The sequence below is a fragment of the Lysobacter yananisis genome, from assembly GCF_031199375.1.
In the GTDB taxonomy this organism is placed as follows: Bacteria; Pseudomonadota; Gammaproteobacteria; order Xanthomonadales; family Xanthomonadaceae; genus Lysobacter; species Lysobacter yananisis.
In genome coordinates, this window is sequence record NZ_CP133568.1 from 2,570,398 (window position 1) to 2,594,262 (window position 23,865).

Here is a 23,865-nt window from a genome sequence, read left to right on the forward strand (position 1 = left end):
CCAACCTGCTTAAAGTCAGTTTTTGTCAGCGCCGCTGTCGCCGGCTGCGGCTGACACTTGTCATGGCCGCGACATGGCGGTGCCGGCGGCGCCGGCGCGCGGTCGCGGCTTCGCGCCGGCGCAACGCGAAACGGCCGCCGCCGGGAACCCCGGCGACGGCCGTCTGCGGCGCGCGGCGTCGGCTCAGTAAGCCGACGGGTTCGGATTGAACTGCACCGGCACCCGCACATTGATGCAGCCGCCCACCGGCAAGACCAGCCCGGCGATGTTGACCGCGGCGTCGCCGGCCGCGCCGCCGCCGGACGGACAGGTGCCGTTGCCGGTGCCGGTGCAGCTCCAGGGGCCGGACAGGCGCGCGCCGTTGGGCAGCGGATCGCTGAGGGTGGCGCCGTTGGCCACCGCCGGCCCGGCCGCGTTGCAGGCGCTCAGGGTGTAGATGGTCGAGGTGCCGGGGGTGTAGGTCGAAGACACCGGATCTTCGGTCTTGATCAGGCTCAGGCTGACGTTGACCGCGATCGGCGACGGCGTCTGCGCGCACTGCGCGTTGCCGGCGGCCGGGCAGGCCGGCAGCGGATCGGGATCGCCGCCGCCGGCCACGCCGACGTGGTTGACCGGCGAGCCGGTCGCGGTGGCGGCGATGGCGACGTTGAGGCGCACGCTGGCGCTGTCGCCGGCGGCGATCGGCGCGGTCGGGGTGAAGCTGCAGGTGACCGTGCCGGTGGCCGGCAACGTGCCGCAGTTCACCGCGCCCTGCGCACTGGAGGCGGAGACCAGGCTGAAGCCGGCCGGCAGGGTGTCGGCGATGGTGATCGCGCCGCTGGTCGCGCCGCTGCCGCTGTTCTGCACGCCGATGTTGAAGTAACCGTCGCCGGCCGCGCCGGTCTGGCCGGCGGCGAGCGCGCCGACCACCGACTTGCTGGCGGTGAGCTGCGGCTGGACCACGGTCAGCACTTCGTCGCCGACCAGGTTCACCAGGTTGTTGGTGTTGCCGATGCTGGCGTTGGTGTTGTGGTAAACGCCGACGGTGGCGGAGGTGACGTCGACGGTGACCTGGCAGGCGAGCTGGCCGCCGTTGCTGGTCGCGCCGTTGACGGTGGCGTTGTTGACCGCGATCGAGCCGCTGCCGGCCGCTGCGGTCACGGTCATGCTTCCCAGCGTATTGCTCAAGGCGCCGCCGGCCGGGCAGTTGGTGCGCACGTTCGGGGTCGGCGCCACCACCACGTTGGCCGGCAGGGTGTCGGTGAAGCGGATGCTGTTGGTGGTGTTGACGCTCTTGTTGGTCAGGTCGAAGGTCAGCGTCGATACGCCGCCGACGTTGATCGTGGCCGGGGCGAAGCGCTTGACCAGGTCGACCGAACTGACCGCGAAGGTGATGCGGTACTCGGCGACGAAGCTGGACGCGCCGCTGGGGATGTTCCACTGCGCCGCCATGCCGTTGTCGGTGTTGGCGTTGGTGTCGATGGCGTTGCTGAGGTTGCCGCCGGCGGTGGTGCAGCTGCCGCTCTGGGTGTTGCCGCCGTTGCAGATCTGCCATTGCGGAAAGGTGTAGCTGCCGCTGAAGTAGCGGTCCCAGTTCGGCGTGCCCGACGAGGGCTCCCACCACAGCGCTTCGAATTGGGTGCCCTTGGCGACGCCGACCAGATCGGGCCGGCCGCTGGTGTTGCCGGGGCTGGTGCGGCTGAAGCCCGGGCCGTTGTCGCCGCCCTGCAGGTAGGTATCGACGTTCTGGTAGAAGCGGATCGTCGCGCCGCTGGCGGGCATGCCGCTCAACGAGACCCGGCGGGTGAACCAGGCCTGCGGGACGATGTAGCTGTCGACGATGGTCAGGGTGATGTTGGTGTCGGCCGCGTTGCTCGGCCGCAGCACGGTGGTGGTCTGGTACGGCGAGGCCGGCGTGCCGGCGCCGGTCAGCGCGCTCTGCGAGACCTGGTTGAACAGCGCGAACGCGGCCTGGGTGGCGTTGTTGGCGTTGTTGTAGACCCGCACCGCGCCGTTGCCGCGGTCCACCCGCAGGTAGACGCTGTTGAACAGGCTGCCGTTGCTGGGCGTGGCGCCGGCGTTGTAGACCTGGTCGGCGTTGCCGAGGCGCACCTGGAACTGGCTGTTGCTGCCCCAGATCACGCGCAGACCGTCGGAGCCGTCGGTGAGCACGCCGCCGGTGGCGTTGGCCTGGCGCTGGCTGTTGGCGCCGCTGGCCAGGACTGGGCCGGCGAACGCCAGCGCGAGAGCGCACAGCAGCGCGCCGGCCTTGCGGCCGAAGTGGGTCGAGCGATTCATGGATTCCCCTGTTGCGAGCCTTACTGCGAAGGTTCGGGCGCTGAGGCTGCCTGGCGGCCCTGGGCCCAGGCGCAAGGCCTGAGCCTGTTTCAGTGATTCATGACACTGAATTGATGTGCCACAAATCACATTTTGTATGAACGACGGCGCCGGCGCCAGTCCCCTGGGCGACCCGGAACCGAAACGAATCAACGCGGTACGAGGAGCGCAGAGGACACCGGCCGACGCGGCAAAGCGTGGCGGGGCGGGAGGCGGGCTTGGGAGCCGGCAGGGTGGCGCGAATCCGCCGGGCCTTTGTGACCAGATCCGCCCTGCGTTGGCGTGGATGAAAGCTGGGGAGCGTCGCTGGGCCGCCCGCCGGCGTCGTGCCAGCGAAGGCGGGCATCCAGGGCTTTATCCAGGCAGGGCGCTGAAATCTTTGGACTCCCGCGTTCGCGGGAATGACGGCCGGGGAGCGTCGCGGCGCAAGCCCGCTGGCGTCCGCATCGCGCGGACCGGGCGCGATCAGCGCGCCCGCGCCTGCCGCAGTTCCGCCAGCCGCGCGCGCACCGCCTGCGCCAGCGCCGGCAGGCTGTCGTAGCTCGGGATGCCGTAGCGCTGGGCGACGATGTCGACGTTGCCCTTGCGCCAGAAGCCGTCCGGGCAGGCCAGCAGGACCTTGTCCGAGCCCGCGTGCAGGCCCAGTTCGAGCAGGCTGACCGGCGCCTGCGAGCCCGGCGCCAGGTACATCGCGATCACGTCGGCGCGTTGCAGGGCGGTGAGTTCCCACTCGACCTGGCGCCGGAACTCGGGTTCCTCGGCGACCGGCTTCCACGCCGGGTTCCAGTCCTCGCGGCGCGGGTTGAGCAGCACCACGCCCTCGTCGGCCAGTTCGCGCGCCAGCTGCGCCTGCCAATCGGTGGTGCCGCCCATGTCGATGCTGCCGGCCAGGAACACCTTGAGCCGGTCGTCGGCCGGCACCGGTTGCGGCGAGCGCACCAGTTGCGAGTTCGCCGGCCGCGCCAGCGCCGTGCCGTCGCGCGCCTGCGCGGCCGAGGCCGGCTGCGGCGGCCGCGAAGCGGCCTGGTCCGAATCGATCCGCCCGGTCGGGTCCGCCTGGGTCATGCCTGCGATCTCCGGTTTCGTCTTCGCGCCCGCGCAACCGACCGCGAGCGCGGCCGCGGCGGCCAGCGCCACCATCATGCACACCGACGGGTACGTCATCCGCCGTCCTCCCGCGCCGCCGGCCTCAGCCGGCCGCGCGCGCCTTGAGCATGGCGAACACCGCGCGCAGGCCCTGGGCCTCGCCGCCGGCCGGGCGGCCCGGGCGGTCGGCGTCGTTCCAGCTGTACACGTCCAGGTGCGCCCAGGCCAGGTCGGCGGGCACGAAGCGCTCCAGGTACAGCGCCGCGGTCACCGAGCCGGCCATCTTCGACGGGCCGCCGTTGGCGATGTCGGCGATGTGGCTGGTGAGGTAGCGCAGGTACGGACGCCACAGCGGCATGCGCCAGACCGGGTCGCGCTGGGCGGTGCCGGCGTCGAGCCAGTCCTGCGCCAGCGCGTCCTGGTTGGAATACAGCGCCGGCAAGTCCGGGCCCAGCGCGATCCGCGCCGCGCCGGTGAGGGTGGCGAAGTCGAGCAGCAGCGCCGGCTTGCGCTCGCCGGCATAGGCCAGCGCGTCGCACAGCACCACCCGGCCTTCGGCGTCGGTGTTGTCGATCTCCACGCTGGTGCCCTGGCGGGTGGCGATCACCTCGCCCGGGCGGAACGCGTTGGGACCGACCGCGTTCTCCACCGCCGGCACCAGCAGGGTGATCCGCAGCGGCAGCTTGCGCGCCATGATCAGTTCGGCCAGGGCGATCGCGTGCGCCGCGCCGCCCATGTCCTTCTTCATCCAGCGCATGCCGTCGGCCGGCTTGAGGTCGAGGCCGCCGGTGTCGAAGCACACGCCCTTGCCGACCAGGGCCACGTGCGGGTGCGCGGCGTCGCCCCAGTCCAGCGCGATCAGCCGCGGCGCGCGGTGCGAGGCGCGGCCGACGGCGTGGATGGCGGGAAAGTTCTGCGCCAGCAGCTCGTCGCCGGCGATCACCTCGATCCTGGCGCCGTGACGCTCGGCGATCCCGCGCGCGATCTGCTCCAGTTCGTCCGGGCCCATGTGCTCGGTCGGCGTGTTGACCAGGTCGCGCACGCGCATGCTGGCGGCGAGCACCGCGAAGACTTCGTCGTCGAAGCCCTCGGCCAGCAACTGCGCCGGCGCGCGCGGCGGCGCCTTGTAGCGGTCGAAGCGATAGCTGCCCAGGCCCCAGCCCAGGCGCAGCGCATCGCGCACGCCCGGGCCCAGCCCGGTCGGCGCGCGCCAGCTGCGCGCCGGCAGCGCGAACGGCGCGTGGCCGTAGGAATACGGATCGAGCGGATCGCCGATGCCGATCGCCGCGCCGAGCAGTTCGCCGTCGGGACCGGGCACCAGCACCACGGTGCCCGGCGCGCCGTCGAAGCCCTGGGTCTGCACCCAGGCGGCGGAGGCCGGCGGCAGCGCGTCGCGCCAGGCGGCGAAGTCGACGCGGCCGACCAGGTCCAGCGGCAAGGCGCCGCTGGCGGAAGAGGTGAAGCCTAGGGGTTCGGTCATGCGCAGGTGGTGTCCGTGCGGGACGCGCCGTCGACGACGGCGCGGTCCAGGGAGGTGCGATCCAGCCAGTCGGCCAGCTCGGTAAGGGTGGAGAATTCGAGGTCCGGGCGCGGATGCTGGCCGGGCCACTGGCGCGCCTCGCGGTTGATCCAGCAGGTGCGCAGGCCGGCGCCGCGGCCGCCGACGACGTCCATCTCGATGTCGTCGCCCACGTGCAGCACCTGCGCCGGCTCGAACTCCAGCCGCGCGCAGGCGGCGTGGAAGATGCTCGCGTCGGGCTTGGCCCGGCCGTGCTCGCGCGCGCCGAGCTGGAAGCGGAACAGCGGCATCAGCCCGATCCGCTTGAGGTCGGCGTTGCCGTTGCTCAGCGCCGCCAGCGGCACCCGCGCGGCCAGCCGCGCCAGCGCGGCCTCGCTGTCGGCGTAATGCTCGACTTCGCAGCGCGCGGCGAAGAAGGCGTCGAACGCCGGCTCGGCCAGGGCGAGGTCGTCGCCGGACTCGCGCAGCATGTGCTGCAGGGTCAGGCGGCGCTGGGTGGTGTAGTCGTGGGCCAGGTCCGGGCGCTCGCCGGCGATGCGGTCGCGCAGCGCGCGCACCGCGTCGATCGGGTACAGCGCGGCGGTGCGCGGCGCATGCGTGCGCAGCCATTGGTCGAGGACCGCCTCGGCGCGCACCATCACCGGCGCGATCGGCCAGATGGTGTCGTCGAGGTCCAGGGTGATGGCGCGGACAGGGAAGTTCATGGCGGCCATTTTAGCCTGCCGCGTCCGCGCCGATGGACGACGCGCGTCGCCGTGCGCGGCGATCGCCGCGTTCAGCCGCCGCGCGCCAGCCGGTCGGCCTGCTTGAGCAAGTCCGGCAGCCGGTGCGCGCCGGCCATGCGCGCCACCGCCGCGCGCGCCAGCGCCGGCTCCAGGCCGGCCGCGGTCACGTACAGCGGCCGCGCGCCGCCGCGCAGGACCTCGGCTTCGGCCGGGGTGTCGACGAAACGGGTCTTGGCCACGCCGACCACCGCGACCCGGCGCTGCAGCGACTCCCACAAGTGCGCGCCCAGGCCCGGGCGGCCGGCGCCGTCGAGCCAGGCGTGGCCGTCGACGACGATGCACTCCGGCGGCGCGTCCAGCTTCGCCAGCAACGCGGCCAGGCACGGCAGTTCGCGGCGGTAGAACGCGCCGGGCTGGTAGTCGGCGACCGCGTCGATGTCGGCGGTCAGCGTCGCCGCCGCGAGCGCGTCGCTCCAGTCGGCGAACAGCACCCCGGCCGCTCGCGCGCGGCCGTCGAAGTAATGCACGTCGGTGGCGAGGATCACGCGCCGCTCATTCCAGCAGCCGCGCCCAGCCTTCCAGGCCGTCGATGCGCGCCAGCACCAGCTTCACGCACACCAGCAACGGCACCGCCAGCAGCAGGCCGACGATGCCCCACAGCCAGCCGAAGAACATCAGCGCCAGCATCAGCACCAGCGGCGACAGGCGCATGCGCCGGCCCAGCACCAGCGGCGTGACCACCTGCGATTCGATCGTGTGCAGGCCCAGGTACAGCCCGGCCGGCAACAGCGACGGCCCGAGTTGGTCGAACGCGACCAGGCCCATCACCAGCATTACCGCGACCCCGATCAGCGGGCCGACGAACGGGGCGAAGTTCAGCAGCGCCGCCATCGTGCCCCACAGCAGCGCTTCCTGCAGCGGCGTGCCCAGCGCGTACAGCGCGCCGGCCAGGGCCAGGCCCAGGCCGGTGTTGATCAAGCTGATGGTGAGCACGTAGCGCGAGATCTCGCGCTCGATCGAATGCAGGATGTCGATGGTGAGCTTCTTCTTCTGCTGGCTCGGCAGCAGCGCGATGGCGTTGCGCTGCAGCGATTCGCCGAACACCATGAAGAAGAACGTCAGCAGCACCACCGCCAGCACCTGGGCCAGGCGTTTCGGGGTGGAGGTCAGCGCGCGGTAGGGGTCGTCGAGTTCGGTCTTGACCACCTGCACCGGTCTGGCGGTGTTCTCGCCGCCGGCGGCGCGGGCGAAGTTCTGCGCGGCGCGGTTGGCGTCCTGGAACGGCTTGGTCATCTGCCGCAGCTTGGGGCCGACCTGCTTGAGTTCCTTGGGCACCTGGCGCACCCATTCGCCGGCCGGCTCGGCCAGCTGCAGGGTCAGCGCGCCGGCGACGGCGAGGCCGCCGACCATCACGATCAGCGCGCCCAGCAGCCGCGGCAGGCGCAGCTTGCCGAGCAGGCGCAGGATCGGATTGCCGACCAGGGCGAAGAACGCGGCCAGCAGGATCGGCAGCAGCAATTCCTGCGCCGCCCACAGGGTGTAGCCGAGGGCGAGGGTGGCCAGGACCAGCAGCGAGACGGGGCCGCGCGGGCGTGGCGGTGTCGCCGCGGGTTCGCTGGCGGGCGGCGGGACGGCGGTGGCCGGCGGGTTGGGAGCGGAGTCGGACGGGGTCAAGGCGGCAGCGTGCGGTGAGCCGGCGCAAACTGTGCGCTCTTGCGTGTGTAGGCGCCAGCGGGATTTCGGGGCTTGCGCGTTGGTATCGGGCTTGGGGGGCTACGCGGGGATCGGGGCTGCCGGAGCCTGCGCGGGACATCGGGCTTGCCGGGGCTTACGCGGGGCCTCGGGCCTGCCGGAGTCCCTCCCGGGCCAAGGCCTGCGGCAAAGGCCCGGGAGGGACTCCGGCAGGCCCGAGGCTGCGGCTTTCGTGGGCTATGGAGGGAAGTGCTGGGCGCATGGGGCATGCGTGTTGATGCGATGCATGCGGCCTGCAAACAAGCAGGACCTCAATAGCGGTGGAGGACCTTGGCCCGGGGAAGCTCCCCGCAGGCGTTTGCCGCAGGCCCTAGCCGGCGGGGAGCTTCCCCGGGCCAAGGTCCGGAAGCCCGAAGTCTCGCCCCACCACCTATAGCGTCAGATACACGAAAGTCTCGCTCTGGCCCCGGACGACGTCCGAAGCCCGATCCAACCAATCCGCGACCAACCCCCAACGCCTCACAAACCGAATCAAGCCGCGCTGCGCTCCGCAGCCGCCTGCGCGCCATCGGCCGCCTGATCCGCCGCGCGCGCCGCCCGCCCCGCCTGACCGGCGGCCTGACCCGCCTGATCGGCCGCTTCCTGCGCGCCTGCGCCGGCGAACAGCCCCGACAACAGGCTCACGATCTGCATCAGATTGCCGCTCTTGACCGCGATCTTGACCGGCTCGGCGCGGCCCATGAAGAAGCCCGACACCAAGCCGGCGATCACGATCCGACCCGGCGTCCACGCCTCGCGCCAGGAACGCTGCAGCACCTGCTTGCGTTCCTGCACTTGCTCATAGCGGCCTTCGAGCAGCCGCTCGCGCTTGTCCACGCGCCGCTGCAGACGATCGAACCGGCTCATCGCGCCTCCTGCCGACGCGCGCCGGTGCCCCGGTCGTCGTCATCGTCGTCGTCGTGGCCCAGCCCCATCCGCCGCAACTGCCGCCGCGTCGCCGAGAGCCGGGTGTGTTCGAAATAACGCAGCGCCTGCCAGCCGCCGATCGCGGTGACCACCAGGCTCAGGCCGGCTGCGGCCGACATCGAGGCCAGCCACGACCAACCCAACGCGCCCTGCAGCAGCGCGATCAGCGCCGCCATCAGCAACAACCAGGTGGACGCGCCGAACACGATCGCCACCGCCACCCACATCAGCGCCCGTCCCAGCGCGCTGCGGGCCAGGGCGAGATCGGCGATCAGCAGGCCGCGCAGCGCGCGGCCGGTGTCGAGCGCGGCGGACAGGCCCTCGCGGCCCGCCTCGCCGATCTCGCGCACCGCCTCGTCGATCGGCAGCGGCCCCTGCCGGGGCTCGCCGCCATCGGGACCCGCGGCGTGCGCCTGCTCGCCGTGGGGCGCGTCGCCTGCGCTCACTTGTCGCCGCTGCGCGCGAGCTTGGCGATGATGAAGCCGGCGGCGAAGGCCACGCCGAACGACGCCAGCGGACGCTCGCGCACCAGCTCGGCGGCGCTTTCGATCAGGTCGCGGCCCTTGTCCATCAGCGCATCGACCTGCTCGCGCGCCGCGCCGCCGGCGTGCTCGGCCGCGGCGATGCCGGCCAGCGCGCTGTCGGCGAGATCGGACTTGACGTTGGCCTTGCCGAGCTTGAGCTCTTCGCCGGCCACGCCGGCCGCGCTGCGGATGGCGTCGCCGGCATCGACGGCGGCCTGCTTGAGGTGGCCGCCGGCCTGGCCGAGGTTGCTCTTGACGTTGTCGGTCGAGGTGGGGGTCATGGTGTTTCCTCCGTGTTGCTCCGTAGTGCTGCGGGAATGAACCGCGGAACGGGTCCCGGGTTCGGCGGGCCGTGACAAGACCGGGCGATGTGGCTGCCCTCGACGGCGATGAACGGGTGACGCGCGCTGCGGCCGACGGGCGGTCGCGTGCGCTGGATCTGCATGTCTGCCACGAACCAGGCGCGCTTGCCTGGAATGGATGGGCGGGCTTGCGGGTCGATCTTAGCGGGCCGATGTTAACGGCCCGCGTGCAAGGTCACGAGGACCGCGGCCCTAGCGGATGGCCAGGTTGCCGACGCCGTTGCCGCGCTGCACGCGCAGGATCAACTGTGCCGGAGCGCGCGTGAAGCTCGCGCGGAAACCCGGAAGATCGTCGAAGTTGCCGCTGCTGGCCGCAAGAACGATGTCGTCCTTGCGCAAATCGTTGGCCGCCGCGCGGCTGCCGCGGGTCACGCTTTCGACCACTACGCCCGACAATCCGGATTGGCGCAGGCGCTCGGGCAGCTCGCCGAAGGTGGCGCCGGCCAGGCGCGGATCGAGATCGGCGCCGGGCATCGAACGCGGCTGTTCGCGCAGGCTCGCATCGAGCTGCAGCGCCTGGCCGTCGCGGCGCACTTCCAGCGCGATCTTGCTGCCGATCGACTGCAAGCCCTCGAAGTTGCGCAGCGCGTCGCGGCCGTCGACCCGCTGGCCGTTGGCCGAGAGGATCACGTCGCCCGGGCGCAGCCCCGCCGCCGCCGCCGCGCTGCCGGCGAACACGCGCGAGACCAGCGCGCCGCGCGGTTCGGCCAGCTTGAGCGCGGCCGCCAGTTGCGGAGTCACGTCCTGCGATTCCAGCCCCAGGGTGCCGCGGCGCACGACGCCGTTGTTGGCGATCAGCTGGTCCTTGATGTTGCGCGCCAGGTTGACCGGGATCGCGAAGCCCAGGCCGATGTTGCCGGCCATGCTGCCCTGCGGGTTGAAGCTGGCGGTGTTGATGCCGACCAGCTCGCCGTTGAGGTTGACCAGCGCGCCGCCGGAATTGCCCGGGTTGATCGAGGCGTCGGTCTGGATGAAGTTCTGGTAGCCCAACCCGCGCAGGCCGCTGCGGCCGACCGCCGAGACGATGCCGGAGGTGACCGTCTGGCCGATCCCGAACGGGTTGCCGACCGCGACCACGAAGTCGCCGACCCGCAGCCCGTCGGAATCGGCCAGCGAGATCGCGCTGAGGTTCTGCGCCGGGATCCGCATCAGCGCCACGTCGGTGTCCGGGTCCGAGCCCAGGAACTCGGCCTTGACCGTGCGCCCGTCGGCGAGCGTCACCGAGACCTCGTCGGCGCCCTCGATCACATGATGGTTGGTCAGCACGTAGCCGTTCTTGGCGTCGACGATCACGCCCGAGCCCAGCGATTCGTTGATCCGCTCCTGCGGGATGTTGGGGAACATGCGGCGGAAGATCGGATCGTTGGCGAACGGGTTGCGGATGCGCACCGTCTGCTTGGTGTGCACGCTGACCACGGCCGGGGTCACCCGCTGCAACATCGGCGCCAGCGACGGCAGCGCCTGGCCGGCGACCGAGGCCGGCAGCGCGGCCGCGGCCGGCACGGTGATCGAGGGAATCGGCGGCGGCGCGGCCTGCGCCGGCGCTTGCAAGCCTTCGCGCACGGCGGTGGCGGCGAAGCCGCCGAACGCGGCGGCCAGGGCGAGGGTCAACAGGGTCGGCAAGGGACGCATCGTGTCGCGGTTCCGGAAGTGCGTGGAAGAAAGGGCGGTGCGGTGACGAAGACCGATCTCAGCAATCGTGTTTCAGCAATCGTGGCGGCGGCGCCCGGCTTCAAGCGCGCCGTGCCGGGCTTGGACCGCGCCGGCCGCGCCGCGTTCCGCACGACGGCGTCCGCCCCGCTGCGCCGCAGTGTTGGAGAGCGGCAATAAATAACCGATGAAGTGGCCCTTGTGGCGATGCGCGAAGCCGATCCGTGCCGAGGCGCACCGGCGAAGTGCCTCGGCGTTGCAGACCGACTGCGCCGGCGCTGCGATTCGGGTCGCGGCGATGACAGCCGAAGCGTGATAGTCATCAACAAGCCGTTGACTTCCGCAGACGCCGGGCGTAGCGTGACTCCCCTGCGAGGCCACAACATGTAGTGGTCGGCCCCGCAGAGGGAGCCCAAGCGTAGGGGTTCGGCTTGGGAAAGTCTTCACGTCTCCTTGAGGCAGGACATGCTCATGACGAGAGCGGACGCGAACCTCGCAATGACACTAATGGCCGCACGCGGCGCGTAAGCCAACGCGCCGTGGGCTTCGTCGTCGGCGGGGGGCTGACGACGGGCCGCGAACGACCCCGCCCCGGGCTCCTGCCGCCCGAGCGGATGCGACAACCCGCGACGACTCCTACACACGTGAATCGATACACAACACGTCAGTGAGGAGCTACGTCCCGGGACACAAAAAGAACGTCCCGATTACCGCTTCGACCTGCTTCACCGATCCAGCACCAACGACGTAGCGAGCGCAACACCGTGCCCTTGACCCGGCACGCCGCAACACGACGATCCCCGGTTACCTCGTACAAAGAAACCACCGGCGGCGGGCGCAACCCAACGGCCCGCCGCCATTGAAGGAGACGAAACAGGCATGAGCACCGTGCGCCTCGAGGCGGTCAAGAACCCGGCGGCAGAGCAGGAAATCGCGCTGCAGCCCGCGTCCCAGGACATCTGGGACAAGAAGTACCGGCTCAAGACCAAGTCGGGCGAGGCGGTCGATGCCGATATCGACGGCACCTACCAGCGCGTGGCGCGGGCCCTGGCCGACGCCGAGCCCAACGCCGAGAAGCAGCAGTACTGGTACGAGCGCTTCGTCTGGGCGCTGCGCCGCGGCGCGATTCCCGCCGGCCGCATCACCTCCAACGCCGGCGCGCTGGAACACAAGCCGGCCACCTCGACGATCAACTGCACGGTCTCGGGCACCATCGAAGATTCGATGGACGGGATCCTGGACAAGGTCCACGAAGCGGGCCTGACCCTCAAGGCCGGCTGCGGCATCGGCTACGAATTCTCGACCCTGCGGCCGCGCGGCGCCTTCGTCGCCGGCGCCGGCGCCTACACCTCGGGTCCGATGTCCTTCATGGACATCTACGACAAGATGTGCTTCACCGTGTCCTCCGCCGGCGGCCGCCGCGGCGCGCAGATGGGCACGTTCGACGTCAGCCACCCCGACGTGAAGGACTTCATCCGCGCCAAGCGCGAAGACGGCCGCCTGCGCCAGTTCAACCTGTCGCTGCTGATCACCGACGGCTTCATGGAAGCGGTCGACAGCGACGCCGACTGGCCGCTGGTGTTCCCGGTCAACATCAAGGAGCGCGGCGACCTCGACCTGGACGACGCCAACGTCGTGGTCTGGCGCGACTGGCCGACCCACCGCAACTACATCGTCCGCGACGACGGCCTGGTGGCGTGCAAGATCTACGGCCACATCCGCGCGCGGCACCTGTGGGACATGATCATGGTCTCGACGTACGACTACGCCGAGCCGGGCTTCATCCTGATCGACCGCGTCAACGAGATGAACAACAACTGGTGGTGCGAGACCATCCGCGCCACCAACCCCTGCGGCGAGCAGCCGTTGCCGCCGTACGGCGCCTGCCTGCTGGGGTCGGTCAACCTGACCAAGTTCGTGCGCAACGCCTTCACCGACCGGGCCGAGTTCGACTGGGAGGAATACAAGGAAGTCGTGCGCGTGTTCACCCGCATGCTCGACAACGTGGTCGAGGTCAACGGCCTGCCGCTGGAGCAGCAGCGCAACGAGATCATGCGCAAGCGCCGCCACGGCATGGGCTTCCTCGGCCTGGGCAGCACGGTCACGATGCTGAAGATGAAGTACGGCTCGGCCGAGTCGTGCGAGTTCACCGAGCGCATCGCCCGCGAAATGGCCGTGGCCGGCTGGGAGATGGGCCTGGCGCTGGCGAAGGAGAAGGGTCCCGCGCCGATCATGGACGAGATCTTCGCCGTCACCGCCGAGATGCTGCGCAAGCGTCCGGAGATGAAGCGCGACGGCTGGCAGGTCGGCCAGGACATCCCGGGCAAGGTGCTGCACGCCAAGTATTCGCGCTACATGCAGCGCGTGGCCGAGGCGGCGCCGGAGCTGGTCGACGAACTCGCCGACGTCGGCTCGCGCTTCACCCACCACAGTTCGATCGCGCCGACCGGCACGATCTCGCTGTCGCTGGCCAACAACGCCTCCAACGGCATCGAGCCGTCGTTCGCCCACCACTACAGCCGCAACGTGATCCGCGAAGGCAAGAAGTCGAAGGAAAAGGTCGACGTCTATTCCTTCGAGCTGCTGGCCTACCGCGAGCTCATCAACGCCCGCGCGATGCCGTTCAGCGACGAGCCCGAGGCCAAGCTGCCGGACTACTTCATCGCCGCCGACGACATCTCGCCGAAGGAGCATGTCGACGTCCAGGCCGCCGCGCAGAAGTGGGTGGACTCCTCGATCTCCAAGACCGCGAACGTGCCCACGGACTACCCGTACGAGCAGTTCAAGGACATCTACCGCTACGCCCACCAGCAGGGCCTGAAGGGCTGCACCACCTTCCGCTTCAACCCGGCCGCCTTCCAGGGCGTGCTGGTCAAGGAAGCGGACCTGGAGAACACCACCTACCGCTTCGAGCTCGAAGACGGCAGCGTGCTCGAGGTCAAGGGCAACGAGCAGATCGAGTACGACGGCGAGATGCACACCGCCGCGAACCTGTTCGACGCCCTGAAGGAAGGCTATTACGGCAAGTTCTGACGGCGCGCCCGCCGTGCGCGGCCGGCCCGGGGCCGGCCTGCGCGAGGCGGGCATTCGCGTTCAGGCGGCGGCGCGCGAAACCGCGGCCCGCGGCGGGAAATCCGGACGCGGACCACGGTCCGCCGCCGCGCCGGCGCCGTCGGTCGAAAGCGGCGCGCGCCCTCTGTTTTTCTCGCGCGCCGCGGGTATAGCATCACTCCGGCAACACCCCGATTGCTGCACCTGACCATGCGTACGCCAAGACAAGCCCACCAGGAGGGCACCAATGAGCAACGGTAACGGAGTGACCGCGACCCTGACCCAGGCGGCGGAGAACGTGAAGGAAACCGCGAGCAACCTCGGCAGCGCCATCGCCACGCGCGCCGAGGAAGCGGTGGCTTCGGTCAAGCAGACCGCCACCCGCGCCCGCAAGGCCGCCAAGAAGGCCGTCGGCACCGCCAAGAAGAAACTGGCCAAGGCCAGCGCCGAGGCCAAGAAGGAAGTGAGCGCGCTCAAGGCCAAGGCCACCGGCAAGAAGGCCGCGGCCAAGAAGACCGCGAAGAAGGCGGCCAAGAAGGTCGCCAAGAAGGTCGCGACCAAGAAGGCCGCCGCCAAGAAGGCGGTGAAGAAGGCGGTCAAGAAGGTCGCGGCCAAGAGCCCGGCCAAGAAGGCCGCGAAGAAGGCGGTCGCCAAGAAGGCCCCGGCCAAGAAAGCGGTGAAGAAGGCCGCCGCCAAGAAGGCCGCGAAGAAGGCCCCGGCGAAGAAGGCCGCCAAGAAGGCCGCCAAGCGTTGAGCCGGCGCCTGGCCGGGCGCGCCTTCGCCGAGCGAGCCCCCGCCAGGCCGGCCTGAGTCCCTCTCCCGTCGCACGGCGGGAGAGGGCAGGGCGGTTTCCCGCCCGGCAACGAAGTTCCTCCAATCAGCACCAGCAGCGCAGCAACGCAGGAGTCGGGCCGATGGCCGTCAAGATCGAAAAGAAAATCAAGGGCTACAGCGTGGTCACGCCGGAAGACAAGGCCAAGGAAGCGGCGAAAGCGGCCGCGGCCAGCGCCGCGTCCGTGAAGGCGGAAGAACTGCCGACCGCCGACGTGATCCAGATGCACGAACGCATCGAGCGCCCCGAGATCCTGATCGGCTCGACCTACAAGATCAAATCGCCGCTGTTCGAGCATGCGCTGTACGTGACCATCAACGACATCGTGCTCAACGCCGGCACCGAACACGAGTCGCGGCGTCCGTTCGAGATCTTCATCAACTCCAAGAACATGGACCACTTCCAGTGGATCGTGGCGCTCACGCGCATCATGTCGGCGGTGTTCCGCAAGGGCGGCGACGTGACCTTCCTGGTCGACGAGATGAAGGCCGTGTTCGACCCACGCGGCGGCTACTTCAAGGCCGGCGGCGTGTACATGCCCTCGCTGGTGGCCGAGCTCGGCGCGATCGTCGAAGACCACCTCAAGTCGATCGGCATGATCCACGACCCGGAAATGAGCGACTCCCACCGCGAACTGATCGCCGAGAAGCGTCGCGCGTACGAAGAGCGCTCAAAAAAAAACGCTGACACCGGCGCCTCGATCACCGTAGTCGCCCCGCGCAACGAAGACGTGACCGTCACCGGCGACGGTGCCAGCTTCCCGCCCAGCGCGACCATGTGCCACAAGTGCAGCACCAAGGCGGTGGTGATCATGGACGGATGCGCGACGTGTTTGAATTGCGGATATTCGAAGTGTGGGTGAGGCGGGGCGGTTGATCGGCTTGGCTTGGTCCGTGCGGTAAGCCACACGCTGCGATTCGGGCTGTATCGGGTCGCTGTGTGGGCGGCCCGCAAGTCGCTGCCGGGCAGTCGCGCACGCGGAAGCGGCCGGCGCCGCAGTTGCGCAAGCTAATGCTGCTGAAAAAGGGCTCCTAGGAGCCCTTTTTTATTGCCGCAGCGTCGGCAATGTCGCGAGTTGCGTGGCGCGCCCGGGTTTTCTCTGCCGCGTTCCTGATGCGACCGACCGAACGTTGTTCAGCATAGTCAGCGGGTGTGAGTCCAAGCCGCGGTCGACCGGGTCTCGATAGCCACGCTGTCAGGCTGACAGGCGTTGGCGACCGATCTCGGCGCGGCGACTCCGCGACCGCGCCGACGTCATCTTCGGCGGCCGTGCGCCTGTCGCCTCGGTGGTGGCGCTTCACCGAGACGATCTGTCGATGCTCCCCCGTTCAAGCCAAGCGACTGCCCAGGACGAAGCCGTGCTGAACGACTCTGGGGCGAGTCGAGCGGGATCGGCCGCGGGGTCGGCATTGCACGATCGCGGCACCGAGTCTCACTTTCGGATACGTCAGTAGGGGCATGCTATGGCGCTTGCAGGAGTTCAGTAGTCGCGTCCAAGGATCAGGATGAATTCGTTAGCCGTCGTACCCGCCGTATTTCACCCGCTCATCTCCGCCGTGCCCGGCAACGCCGACCGCCGCATCCCGGGCGCGGGTTCCGATGCGTTCTCGCCACCGCGCATCGCATGCCGCGAGACCGTCGCGACGGAAGAACGAGGCGCAACGCGATGAACGCCTCGACGGGAGACCTCAGCGGCGCCCTGCAGGTGGCCCGCGTGCTCAGGCGACTGCGCGAGCAGGTGCAGCCCGGCGAGCTGGGCGCGGAAAGCGTCGAGCAATTCGTTCGCCGCTACTCGCGCGTGCGCGCGCCGACGCTCGACCTGAACCTGCGCAGCGGTTGCGACCCGGCCTGGCCGCAAGCCTTCGACGAGGAGAAGCAGCGCCTGCTCGCGGCGCTCGCCGGCGAGGACGTGGCCGGTATCGAACACATCGGCAGCACGTCGATCCCGCAGCTGGCCAGCAAGGACATCCTCGACATCGTGGTGGCGATGCGCGAGCCGGCGGCGATCGAGCGCACGGCCGCGGCGCTGGCCGGGCTGGGTTACCGGGCGCATGGCGAAAGTCCGATCGACGCCGGGTTCTCGTGGCATTGGCGGATCGGGCCCGACGGCGGCCGCTCGTTCGTGGTGCACACCTGCGCCGCCGACAATCCGCGCTTCGCCGAAGTCAGGAACTTCCGCGATTTCCTGCGCGCCTTTCCGCACGAGCGGCAACGCTATGTGGAGCTCAAGCGCGAACTGGCGGCCGCGCCGGGCCAGACCTGGCTGGAATACAGCGCGTTGAAGAAGATCCTGGTGGTACGCATCACCGCGCAGGCCAACGCCTGGCGCGCGGCCGGCGGCGGGGTTTGAGCCTGGATGGGACGGTATCGCGGCCGGGCCGGGAGCGCGCGGGCATGAGCGTCGGCTCCGAGCTGATCGCGCTGCACTGTATCGTGCGTCGCGAAGTCGTGCGGATCCTGCGGCTTTGGCTGCAGACGCTGGTGCCGCCGGCGGTCTCCACGGCGCTGTACTTCGCGATCTTCGGCAAGCTCATCGGCGACCGCATCGGCAGCGTCGAGGGCGGGGCGAGCTACCTGCACTTCATCACGCCCGGGCTGGTGATGATGTGCGTCATCACCAGCAGCTACGGCACCGCCTCCAGTTCGTTCTTCTTCGTCCGCTTCAACCGCGCGGTGGAGGAGATGCTGGCGTCGCCGATGCGTAACCGGACCATCCTGCTGGGCTACGTCGTCGGCGCCCTGGTGCGCAGCCTGCTGGTCGGCGCGATCGTCGTCGCCATCGCGCTGGCGTTGGCGCCGTCGCTGCCGCTGGCGCATCCGTGGATCGCCGGCCTGTCGGTCCTGCTGGCCGCGACGATCTTCTCGCTGCTGGGTTTCATCAACGCGCTGTACGCGAAGACGCTCGACGACATCGGCCACGTCACCCACTTCGTGCTCACGCCGCTGGCCTACCTGGGCGGCGTGTTCTATCCAATCGGCCTGCTGAAGACGCCCTGGCAGGAGATCGCGCAAGTCAATCCGCTGGCGCACATGATCGGCGCGTTCCGCTACGGCGTGCTCGGCACCGGCGCGCCGGGCGTCGGCGTGTCGATCGCGGTGATGCTGGTCCTGACCCTGGGCCTGTCCGCGCTCGCATTGTTCCTGCTCGGCCGCGGCGTGGGGACGCGCACTTGACCCTCGCGATCGACCCCGGCCTGGTCGCCGCCGCCTACGAGCGGCCGGTGTATCGCGACGACCGCCACGACGTGCGCGTGCGCGACGTGATCGATCTGCTCCAGGCCGCCGGCATGCGCGTGTTCGTCGTCGGTGGCGTCCCGCGCGACTGGCTGCTCGGCTTGCCCGGGAGCGACATCGACCTGTGCGTGGACGTGTCCGTCGACGAGGCGCTGCAGCGATTGCGCGACGCCTATCCCGACATCGACGGCGTGCGCATGCACAACCAGCGCTTCGGCGTGCTGCGCTGGGGCGATGAGGCCAGCGGCGGCGTGGAGATCAATATCCTGCGCAGCTGCGAGGACATCCGCAACGGCGACATGTGGAGCACCGCCTTCGTCCCGCGCGCCGATCTGATCGAGGACGCGCGGATGCGCGACTTCTCGGTCAACGCGTTCTACTACGACTGCCGGGACCAGGCGCTGCTCGATCCGTTGGGCTGCGGCGGCGACGACGTGCGCGCCAGGGCGCTGCGGCTGATCGCCGACCGGCGCGTGCTCGACTCCGGCTACCGCATCACCTTTCGTATCCTGCAGTTCCTCGGCCGTGGCTACGCGGCCACCGACAATGTGCGCGCGTATCTGGACGAGCGCGCAGACCGCGACATCCAGGGTATGGGCGCGCGCATCCACACCTGGGTGTCCAATCACTTTCCGTCCGACGACGCGCGGCGCGCCGAGTTCCGGCGATCGCTCTATGCCCATGCGCGACAGCCGGCTTCGCACGCGGTGTTGGACCGCCATTTCCCCTGCAACGCCGGCGTGGACGGATCGGCGTCGCCCACGCCCGCTGGATTCCGCCGCGCCTTCCGCGCCGGCCTGCGCGACGCCCAGGGCCATCTGCTGGGCGGCACCGAGGTGCTGCACCTGGTGCCGCATCGCGGGCGCCTGTTCGCCTCGCTGTCGTACAAGTTGAACGATTATCGGCCGGACGATCCCGACACCGGTGCGCAGATCGCGGTGCTCGACCGCGCCGACGGCGACTGGCGGCTGGCCCACGGCTACGAGCGCGTGCATTGGCGCGCGACGCTGGAATCGGTGACCTTCACCGAAGACGGCCAGGGACGCAGGCTCGACGCGCCCGTCGCGCTGCTGCTCGCCGCGCCTTCGGACAGCCGCGGACATGTCTATGTCGACAGTTACGACGACGACAGCGGCCAGTGGACGCGCATTCACCTGGGCAGCGGCTCCGGCGCGGGCAGCACCCGCAGCTTCTTCGTCCATCGCGACACGGCGACCGGCCAGGAGCGGGTGTTCGCCGGCACCGCGCCGACCGGCATATTCAGCGGCGTCTACGATCCGGGCGTGCCGGGCCGCATCCGCTGGGACGACACGGCGGAACTGTCGGGCCGCACGCGTCGGCCGATGTCGTTCGCGCGATGCAACGGCCAGTTGTACGTCAGCATCAAGCCCGACATCTACCGGCGCATCGACGGCCCGGCGCCGCGCTGGGAAAAGGTCTACACCATCGGCCTGCCGCTGGTCGTTCCCAGCAGCGGTTTTCGCGGGCTGACCAGCGTGCCCGATCCGGCCGGACGCGGCGAAGTGCTGTTGGCCGCGCTGGAAGGCGACCTGTGCCGGGTGGTGCGCATCGATCCGAACGACGGCTACCGCGAAACCCTCGAACTGGACGTCATCGATTTCCTGGAGCGCCACTGGGGTGCGCGTCCGACCTACGCGGTGGCCGCCTACGACGACTTCACCCCCGTGCCCGATCCGCGCGGCGGCGCGCCGCGGCTGTTGTGCGGACTGGGCGCGACCTACAGCACGCAGCTCGACACCCACCCGGCCGACGCCTGGGTGGGCGACGCGTGGTATCTGGTGCGCGACCCCGACGGCGCGCGTTACACCTTGGGGCGCGTCGACGATCCGGACGCGCCCGCCGTCGCCGATCTCGTCGCCGCGCGCAGCTTCGCCGCGTCGCCGTTCGCGTCGGGCCTGTGGTACGTCGGCGGTTACGACCCCAACGCCAAGCGATGCCGTCAGACCGCCTGGGTGTTTTCGGCATCGACCGAAACCCTGCTCGCTGAACGCACGCGATAACGATTCGGGTCCCGCCGATCCGAGGTTCGCGACGGACGAATTCTCGTTCGGCGAGACCCGCGCGGCCTACCTTGTTCGCAACAACGCGTCGTCGCGGAAGTCTTCAAAGGTTTCGTGATGTCGTTCCTGATCGATGGTGATCGCGATTAGACAGGTGTATTGAATTCCCGCGTTTTCGGTGCCTATAGTCGTCACGTATCTTCAACAAATCGCAGCGCGTCCACCGGCAGGCAAGCCAAGGGGCGCGACGGCGTTGCTGGATGCGCACATGCGTTGGCCGCGCTTGCGGCCGATTGGAATTGCTTCTCGACACGGACGTCCATGAACTCCGATTTGCTAGCTCTCCAGCCAGCGCTTTCGGGCGCGGAGCTTGTTTCGTCAGACTCCCGTTCAAGCCCTGTCGATCCGAGCCCTGTCGATCCAAGCCTCGCCGATCCGAGTCTTGTCGAGGCTGCGCCTTCGAAGCGGCTCGCCGAATACCTGGCCCTGCAAGGCTCGACGACCTTCTTCCTGCAAGCCGTCTCCGGCCATCCGGTCGAAGTCGAAGTCCTGCACCAGAGCGTCGAGACGCATCCGAATCGCGGCGACATCCTGCGCCGGCATGCACGCCTGTACGTGCGCCATGCGCGCAACATCGTGCTGGTCGCCAAATCCGAGATCGCACTGTCGCGGCTCGATCCGGGGCAACGACGGAAACTCATCGAGCGCAGCGAAGGCATCGGCAAACTGCTCGATCCGGGCAATCTCGGCCTGCTCGAAAAGAACGACATCGAAGTCTCGCGCGTACCGGCGCCGCACAGTCTGCAGACCGCATCGGACTGGGCCGTCTCGCGTTACTTCTCGCTGAAGTTCAACGGCGAGTGTTGCGGCGAGATCCGTGAAATCCTCAACAACGAATCGCTGGAGCGCGCACGATGAACGCGGTCGAACGCGCGCGCCGGACCGGGCGCGACTGGACGCAGGCGCTCGCCGACAGCGCCAGCGTGGTGCGCCTGGGCGGCGAATCGATTTCGGCGAAGGACTTGTTGGCGCGCGGGCGCGCGGGCTGGCGGGCGCATGCGGCCTGCAGCTTTCCGGCGCTGCGCGGGATCGGCGACGTCGACATGCTGTCGCTGTTGCTGGCCGCCGTCGTCGACCGGCGCCCGGTGCTGCTGTGCGCCGCGGACGCGACCCCGCCCGCCATGTGCGACGGTTCGATCGGCGCCGCGGCCGAGGCGCGCGCGACGGACGCGCCGGGCGAACGCGCGTCCGCGACCGGCGAACGCGAGCGGTGCCCGGACGGATTGGCGGTGCTGTCCTCGGGCACGCTCGGAACTCCAAAAACCATCTGGCACGACCCGCGCGACCTGCTCGCGACCGCGGCGCTGGTGATGCGGCGGCTGGCGCTCGGCGCGGACGACCGCGTGCTGGTGACCGTGCCCCTGCACCATATGTACGGCCTCGGCGCGGCGTTGATCCCCGCGCTGCTGGCGGGGGCGCAGGTGCATCTGCTGCCGAAGGCCAACCTGCTCAGCTTCAACGACGCGCTGCGCGCGGCCGCGCCGAGCTGGGTGTACTCGACGCCGCATCTGCTGCGCACGCTGGTGCAGCGCAAGCAAACCGCTATCTCGCCGCCCTGTAGTCTGGTGCTGGCGGGCGACGGCATTCCGGAGCCGCTGCGCGCGCAGGCGCAATTGGTGTTCCAGCGCGTCTTCGACCTGTATGGAAGTTCCGAACTGGGCGTGATCGCGATTTCCGGCCCCAACCAACCGCGCGCGCTGCATCCGCTCGATGGCGTGCGCGCGTTCGCGGCCGAAGCGGGCGCCGAACAGACCCGGCTGCTGGTGCGCCATCCGCACGCGGCCACGCATATCGCCCAGACCGACGCGCCCATCGCCCTGCCGCAGGCATGGGACACCGGCGACATCGCGATCTTCCACGACGAAGGCGGCTTCGCGATCCAGGGGCGGGCCGACCTCAGCCTCAATCGCGCGGGAAAGCTGCTGGTTCTGGCCGATCTGGAGCGCGCGATCATGGCTTGGCCCGGCGTCGATCTCGCCGTGGCGATCGCGCTCGACGAAGACAGCGCCGCCGGCAAGGCCATCGCCGTGGTGATCCAACCCTCGTCGCCGGCGCTGACCGTCGACGCCCTCAAGCAGCATGCGGCGGACACGCTGCCGGTGTTCGCGCGGCCGGACCGCTACGCGCTCGCCGCCGAGCTCCCGCGTCTGAGCAGCGGCAAACCCGACCGCAACACCATCACCAAGGACTACCGCCATGGATAAATCCCGGGTCATCGACATCCTCAAGCAGATCATCGCCGAGGATCTCGACCTCAACATCGGCTACGACCAGGTCGACGACGCGGCCTCGTTCCTGGAGGACGGCCTGGCGCTCGACTCGATCAGCATGGCCGAGTTCATCAACCTGCTCGAACGCCGGTTCCAGATCCGCATCCTCGACGAGGACCTGGAGTCGGCGACGTTCCAGTCGCTCGACAACGTGGCCGCGCTGGTGCAGAAGCGGCTGGCCGAGAGCGCCTTCGAGGTCGGCGCGTGATGGAACCGCTCAAGATATCGCTGGTCGGCGACGCCCCGCCGCCGCTGGCCGAAGCGCCGGCGGACTATCGCGGCGAAACGCCCAACCGCAACGGATTCGTCGTCGCCTGGCCGCCGCAACGCTATTGGAAGTCCGCGAGCGAAACCGACCTGACCTCCGAGAAGCCGTTGCACCTGTATTTCCATATTCCGTATTGCCTGCAGCGCTGCCGCTACTGCTTCTACAAGATCGAGATACTGTCCGACTCCTCGCATGCGCAGCGCGAGCGCTACGTCAGCGCGCTGTGCCGGGAAATCGAGCTGGTCGCCGACGCGCACCGGCTGCGCGGGCGCGCGGTGCGGTCGATCTACTTCGGCGGCGGCACGCCGAGCGTGATTCCGCCGGAGCAGCTGGCGCGGATCAAGCGGACCATCGAGCAATGTTTCCGCCTGGAAGATCCCGAGTTCGTGTTCGAGATCGAACCGATCACGCTCAACAACCGGATGATCGACGGCCTCGCGAACCTCGGCGTCAACCGCATCAGCTTCGGCATCCAGTCCTTCGACGACCGCGTCGTCGCGCTGACCGGCCGCCACGACACCGACGAGAAGAACTCGCGGGCGATCGAGCGCGCGCTGCAGACCGGCGCGGTGGTCAACGTCGACCTGCTGGCCGGGCTCGAAGGCGAGACGATGGACAGCTGGCAGCATTCGATCAACCGCGCCATCGCGCTGGGCGTGCATGCGGTCACCGTCTACAAGATGGAGCTGTATTCCAACGCGCACTACATGAGCGAGATCCGCCAGGGCAAGCTCTCGCTGCCGAGCGAGGACGAGGAACTGGCGTTCGCGCGCTGGGGCCTGGACCGCTTGCGCGATAACGGCTATGCGCCGTCCACCTATTTCACCTTCACCCGCGAAGGGAAGTACCCGCAGCACCACATCATTAGCCGCTGGCGCGGCGAGGATCTGTACGGCTTCGGCGCCTCCGCGTTCGGCACCGTGGCCGGGCATGCGCGCCAGAACGTCAGCGAGATCGACGTCTACCTCGAACGCGTCGAGAGCGGCCGCATTCCGACCCAGCGCGTGCTGGAACTCAGCAGCGCCGACCATATGATGCGCGACCTGGTCATGGGCCTGAAGACGACCGTGATCGATCTCGACGAGTACCGTCGCCGGCACGGCCTGCGCCTGGATCACGCGCTGGCCGACGAGATCGCGCACCTGTCGCGCGAAGGCCTGGTCGCGGTCGAGGACGGCCGTCTTCGCCTGACCGACGAAGGCATCGTCTACGGCGACTACAGCGGCCGCTACCTCGGCGCCGGGCTGCGGCGGGTGTTCACCGGCGACACCAAGCCGCTGAGGGCCTGA

At 69.6% G+C, this 23,865-nt stretch carries 20 protein-coding genes; 10 read left to right on the forward strand and 10 right to left on the reverse strand.

The features are described from left to right. Positions 1-183: 183 nt before the first annotated feature. The 10 genes from RDV84_RS10840 to RDV84_RS10885 form a co-directional block, all read right to left on the reverse strand. Positions 184-2,277, reverse strand: a complete 2,094-nt coding sequence (locus RDV84_RS10840) for a DUF7933 domain-containing protein (RefSeq protein WP_309153418.1) — start codon at positions 2,275-2,277, stop codon at positions 184-186. Between the two features lie 504 nt (positions 2,278-2,781). Continuing rightward, complete coding sequence (locus RDV84_RS10845) at positions 2,782-3,480, reverse strand: nucleoside 2-deoxyribosyltransferase domain-containing protein (protein WP_309153419.1); 699 nt, start codon at positions 3,478-3,480, stop codon at positions 2,782-2,784. Positions 3,481-3,505: 25 nt separating this feature from the next. After that, complete coding sequence (locus RDV84_RS10850) at positions 3,506-4,882, reverse strand: leucyl aminopeptidase family protein (RefSeq protein WP_309153420.1); 1,377 nt, start codon at positions 4,880-4,882, stop codon at positions 3,506-3,508. Next, positions 4,879-5,625, reverse strand: a complete 747-nt coding sequence (locus RDV84_RS10855) for an HAD family hydrolase (RefSeq protein WP_309153421.1) — start codon at positions 5,623-5,625, stop codon at positions 4,879-4,881. Before RDV84_RS10855 ends, RDV84_RS10850 begins: the two co-directional genes overlap by 4 nt. Positions 5,626-5,696: 71 nt before the next feature. Continuing rightward, complete coding sequence (locus RDV84_RS10860; RefSeq protein ID WP_309153422.1) at positions 5,697-6,191, reverse strand: endonuclease V; 495 nt, start codon at positions 6,189-6,191, stop codon at positions 5,697-5,699. Between the two features lie 7 nt (positions 6,192-6,198). After that, positions 6,199-7,320 carry an AI-2E family transporter gene (locus tag RDV84_RS10865; RefSeq protein WP_309153423.1) on the reverse strand — a complete coding sequence of 374 codons (1,122 nt, stop codon included), beginning with the start codon at positions 7,318-7,320 and terminating at the stop codon, positions 6,199-6,201. Between the two features lie 549 nt (positions 7,321-7,869). Further along, positions 7,870-8,244, reverse strand: a complete 375-nt coding sequence (locus RDV84_RS10870) for a hypothetical protein (protein ID WP_057949067.1) — start codon at positions 8,242-8,244, stop codon at positions 7,870-7,872. Next, positions 8,241-8,750 (reverse strand): phage holin family protein, encoded by a 510-nt coding sequence (locus RDV84_RS10875; protein WP_241833632.1) that lies wholly within the window; start codon positions 8,748-8,750, stop codon positions 8,241-8,243. The genes RDV84_RS10870 and RDV84_RS10875 overlap by 4 nt, the downstream gene beginning before the upstream one ends. Beyond that, a complete protein-coding gene (locus RDV84_RS10880; protein WP_057949066.1) occupies positions 8,747-9,109 on the reverse strand; it encodes a hypothetical protein in 363 nt (120 codons plus the stop codon). The genes RDV84_RS10875 and RDV84_RS10880 overlap by 4 nt, the downstream gene beginning before the upstream one ends. A gap of 273 nt (positions 9,110-9,382) precedes the next feature. After that, complete coding sequence (locus RDV84_RS10885; protein ID WP_057949065.1) at positions 9,383-10,822, reverse strand: Do family serine endopeptidase; 1,440 nt, start codon at positions 10,820-10,822, stop codon at positions 9,383-9,385. A gap of 897 nt (positions 10,823-11,719) precedes the next feature. Between RDV84_RS10885 and RDV84_RS10890 the strand changes: the two genes are divergently transcribed. From RDV84_RS10890 to RDV84_RS10935, 10 genes are all read left to right on the forward strand, one after another. Next, positions 11,720-13,873, forward strand: a complete 2,154-nt coding sequence (locus tag RDV84_RS10890) for an adenosylcobalamin-dependent ribonucleoside-diphosphate reductase (RefSeq protein ID WP_057949064.1) — start codon at positions 11,720-11,722, stop codon at positions 13,871-13,873. Between the two features lie 265 nt (positions 13,874-14,138). Next, entirely contained in the window at positions 14,139-14,645 is a 507-nt protein-coding gene (locus tag RDV84_RS10895; RefSeq protein ID WP_309153424.1) for a hypothetical protein, read from the forward strand. Positions 14,646-14,805: 160 nt separating this feature from the next. Next, a complete protein-coding gene (locus RDV84_RS10900; protein ID WP_309153425.1) occupies positions 14,806-15,585 on the forward strand; it encodes a TSCPD domain-containing protein in 780 nt (259 codons plus the stop codon). An 804-nt stretch (positions 15,586-16,389) separates the two neighbouring features. Next, on the forward strand, positions 16,390-17,073 hold the full coding sequence (locus tag RDV84_RS10905) for a GrpB family protein (RefSeq protein WP_309153426.1): 684 nt from the start codon (positions 16,390-16,392) through the stop codon (positions 17,071-17,073). 44 nt (positions 17,074-17,117) lie between these two features. Then, positions 17,118-17,897: an ABC transporter permease gene (locus RDV84_RS10910; protein ID WP_309153427.1), complete on the forward strand. Its 780-nt coding sequence runs from the start codon at positions 17,118-17,120 to the stop codon at positions 17,895-17,897. Beyond that, positions 17,894-19,978 carry a nucleotidyltransferase family protein gene (locus tag RDV84_RS10915; RefSeq protein ID WP_309153428.1) on the forward strand — a complete coding sequence of 695 codons (2,085 nt, stop codon included), beginning with the start codon at positions 17,894-17,896 and terminating at the stop codon, positions 19,976-19,978. The genes RDV84_RS10910 and RDV84_RS10915 overlap by 4 nt, the downstream gene beginning before the upstream one ends. 321 nt (positions 19,979-20,299) lie before the next feature. Then, positions 20,300-20,896 carry a chorismate--pyruvate lyase family protein gene (locus RDV84_RS10920; protein ID WP_309153429.1) on the forward strand — a complete coding sequence of 199 codons (597 nt, stop codon included), beginning with the start codon at positions 20,300-20,302 and terminating at the stop codon, positions 20,894-20,896. Continuing rightward, entirely contained in the window at positions 20,893-22,242 is a 1,350-nt protein-coding gene (locus RDV84_RS10925) for a class I adenylate-forming enzyme family protein (protein WP_309153430.1), read from the forward strand. Before RDV84_RS10920 ends, RDV84_RS10925 begins: the two co-directional genes overlap by 4 nt. Continuing rightward, positions 22,235-22,516: an acyl carrier protein gene (locus RDV84_RS10930; protein ID WP_309153431.1), complete on the forward strand. Its 282-nt coding sequence runs from the start codon at positions 22,235-22,237 to the stop codon at positions 22,514-22,516. The genes RDV84_RS10925 and RDV84_RS10930 overlap by 8 nt, the downstream gene beginning before the upstream one ends. Next, on the forward strand, positions 22,516-23,865 hold the full coding sequence (locus tag RDV84_RS10935) for a coproporphyrinogen-III oxidase family protein (protein ID WP_078995852.1): 1,350 nt from the start codon (positions 22,516-22,518) through the stop codon (positions 23,863-23,865). The genes RDV84_RS10930 and RDV84_RS10935 overlap by 1 nt, the downstream gene beginning before the upstream one ends.

What these genes read in the sequence shown, in the direction of transcription:
- RDV84_RS10840 (WP_309153418.1), bottom strand. Translation starts at nt 2,277, where the DNA reads ATGAATCGCTCGACCCACTTCGGCCGCAAGGCCGGCGCGCTGCTGTGC.
- RDV84_RS10845 (WP_309153419.1), bottom strand. Translation starts at nt 3,480, where the DNA reads ATGACGTACCCGTCGGTGTGCATGATGGTGGCGCTGGCCGCCGCGGCC.
- RDV84_RS10850 (WP_309153420.1), bottom strand. Translation starts at nt 4,882, where the DNA reads ATGACCGAACCCCTAGGCTTCACCTCTTCCGCCAGCGGCGCCTTGCCG.
- RDV84_RS10855 (WP_309153421.1), bottom strand. Translation starts at nt 5,625, where the DNA reads ATGAACTTCCCTGTCCGCGCCATCACCCTGGACCTCGACGACACCATC.
- RDV84_RS10870 (WP_057949067.1), bottom strand. Translation starts at nt 8,244, where the DNA reads ATGAGCCGGTTCGATCGTCTGCAGCGGCGCGTGGACAAGCGCGAGCGG.
- RDV84_RS10880 (WP_057949066.1), bottom strand. Translation starts at nt 9,109, where the DNA reads ATGACCCCCACCTCGACCGACAACGTCAAGAGCAACCTCGGCCAGGCC.
- RDV84_RS10885 (WP_057949065.1), bottom strand. Translation starts at nt 10,822, where the DNA reads ATGCGTCCCTTGCCGACCCTGTTGACCCTCGCCCTGGCCGCCGCGTTC.
- RDV84_RS10890 (WP_057949064.1), top strand. Translation starts at nt 11,720, where the DNA reads ATGAGCACCGTGCGCCTCGAGGCGGTCAAGAACCCGGCGGCAGAGCAG.
- RDV84_RS10895 (WP_309153424.1), top strand. Translation starts at nt 14,139, where the DNA reads ATGAGCAACGGTAACGGAGTGACCGCGACCCTGACCCAGGCGGCGGAG.
- RDV84_RS10900 (WP_309153425.1), top strand. Translation starts at nt 14,806, where the DNA reads ATGGCCGTCAAGATCGAAAAGAAAATCAAGGGCTACAGCGTGGTCACG.
- RDV84_RS10905 (WP_309153426.1), top strand. Translation starts at nt 16,390, where the DNA reads ATGAACGCCTCGACGGGAGACCTCAGCGGCGCCCTGCAGGTGGCCCGC.
- RDV84_RS10910 (WP_309153427.1), top strand. Translation starts at nt 17,118, where the DNA reads ATGAGCGTCGGCTCCGAGCTGATCGCGCTGCACTGTATCGTGCGTCGC.
- RDV84_RS10920 (WP_309153429.1), top strand. Translation starts at nt 20,300, where the DNA reads ATGAACTCCGATTTGCTAGCTCTCCAGCCAGCGCTTTCGGGCGCGGAG.
- RDV84_RS10925 (WP_309153430.1), top strand. Translation starts at nt 20,893, where the DNA reads ATGAACGCGGTCGAACGCGCGCGCCGGACCGGGCGCGACTGGACGCAG.
- RDV84_RS10930 (WP_309153431.1), top strand. Translation starts at nt 22,235, where the DNA reads ATGGATAAATCCCGGGTCATCGACATCCTCAAGCAGATCATCGCCGAG.
- RDV84_RS10935 (WP_078995852.1), top strand. Translation starts at nt 22,516, where the DNA reads ATGGAACCGCTCAAGATATCGCTGGTCGGCGACGCCCCGCCGCCGCTG.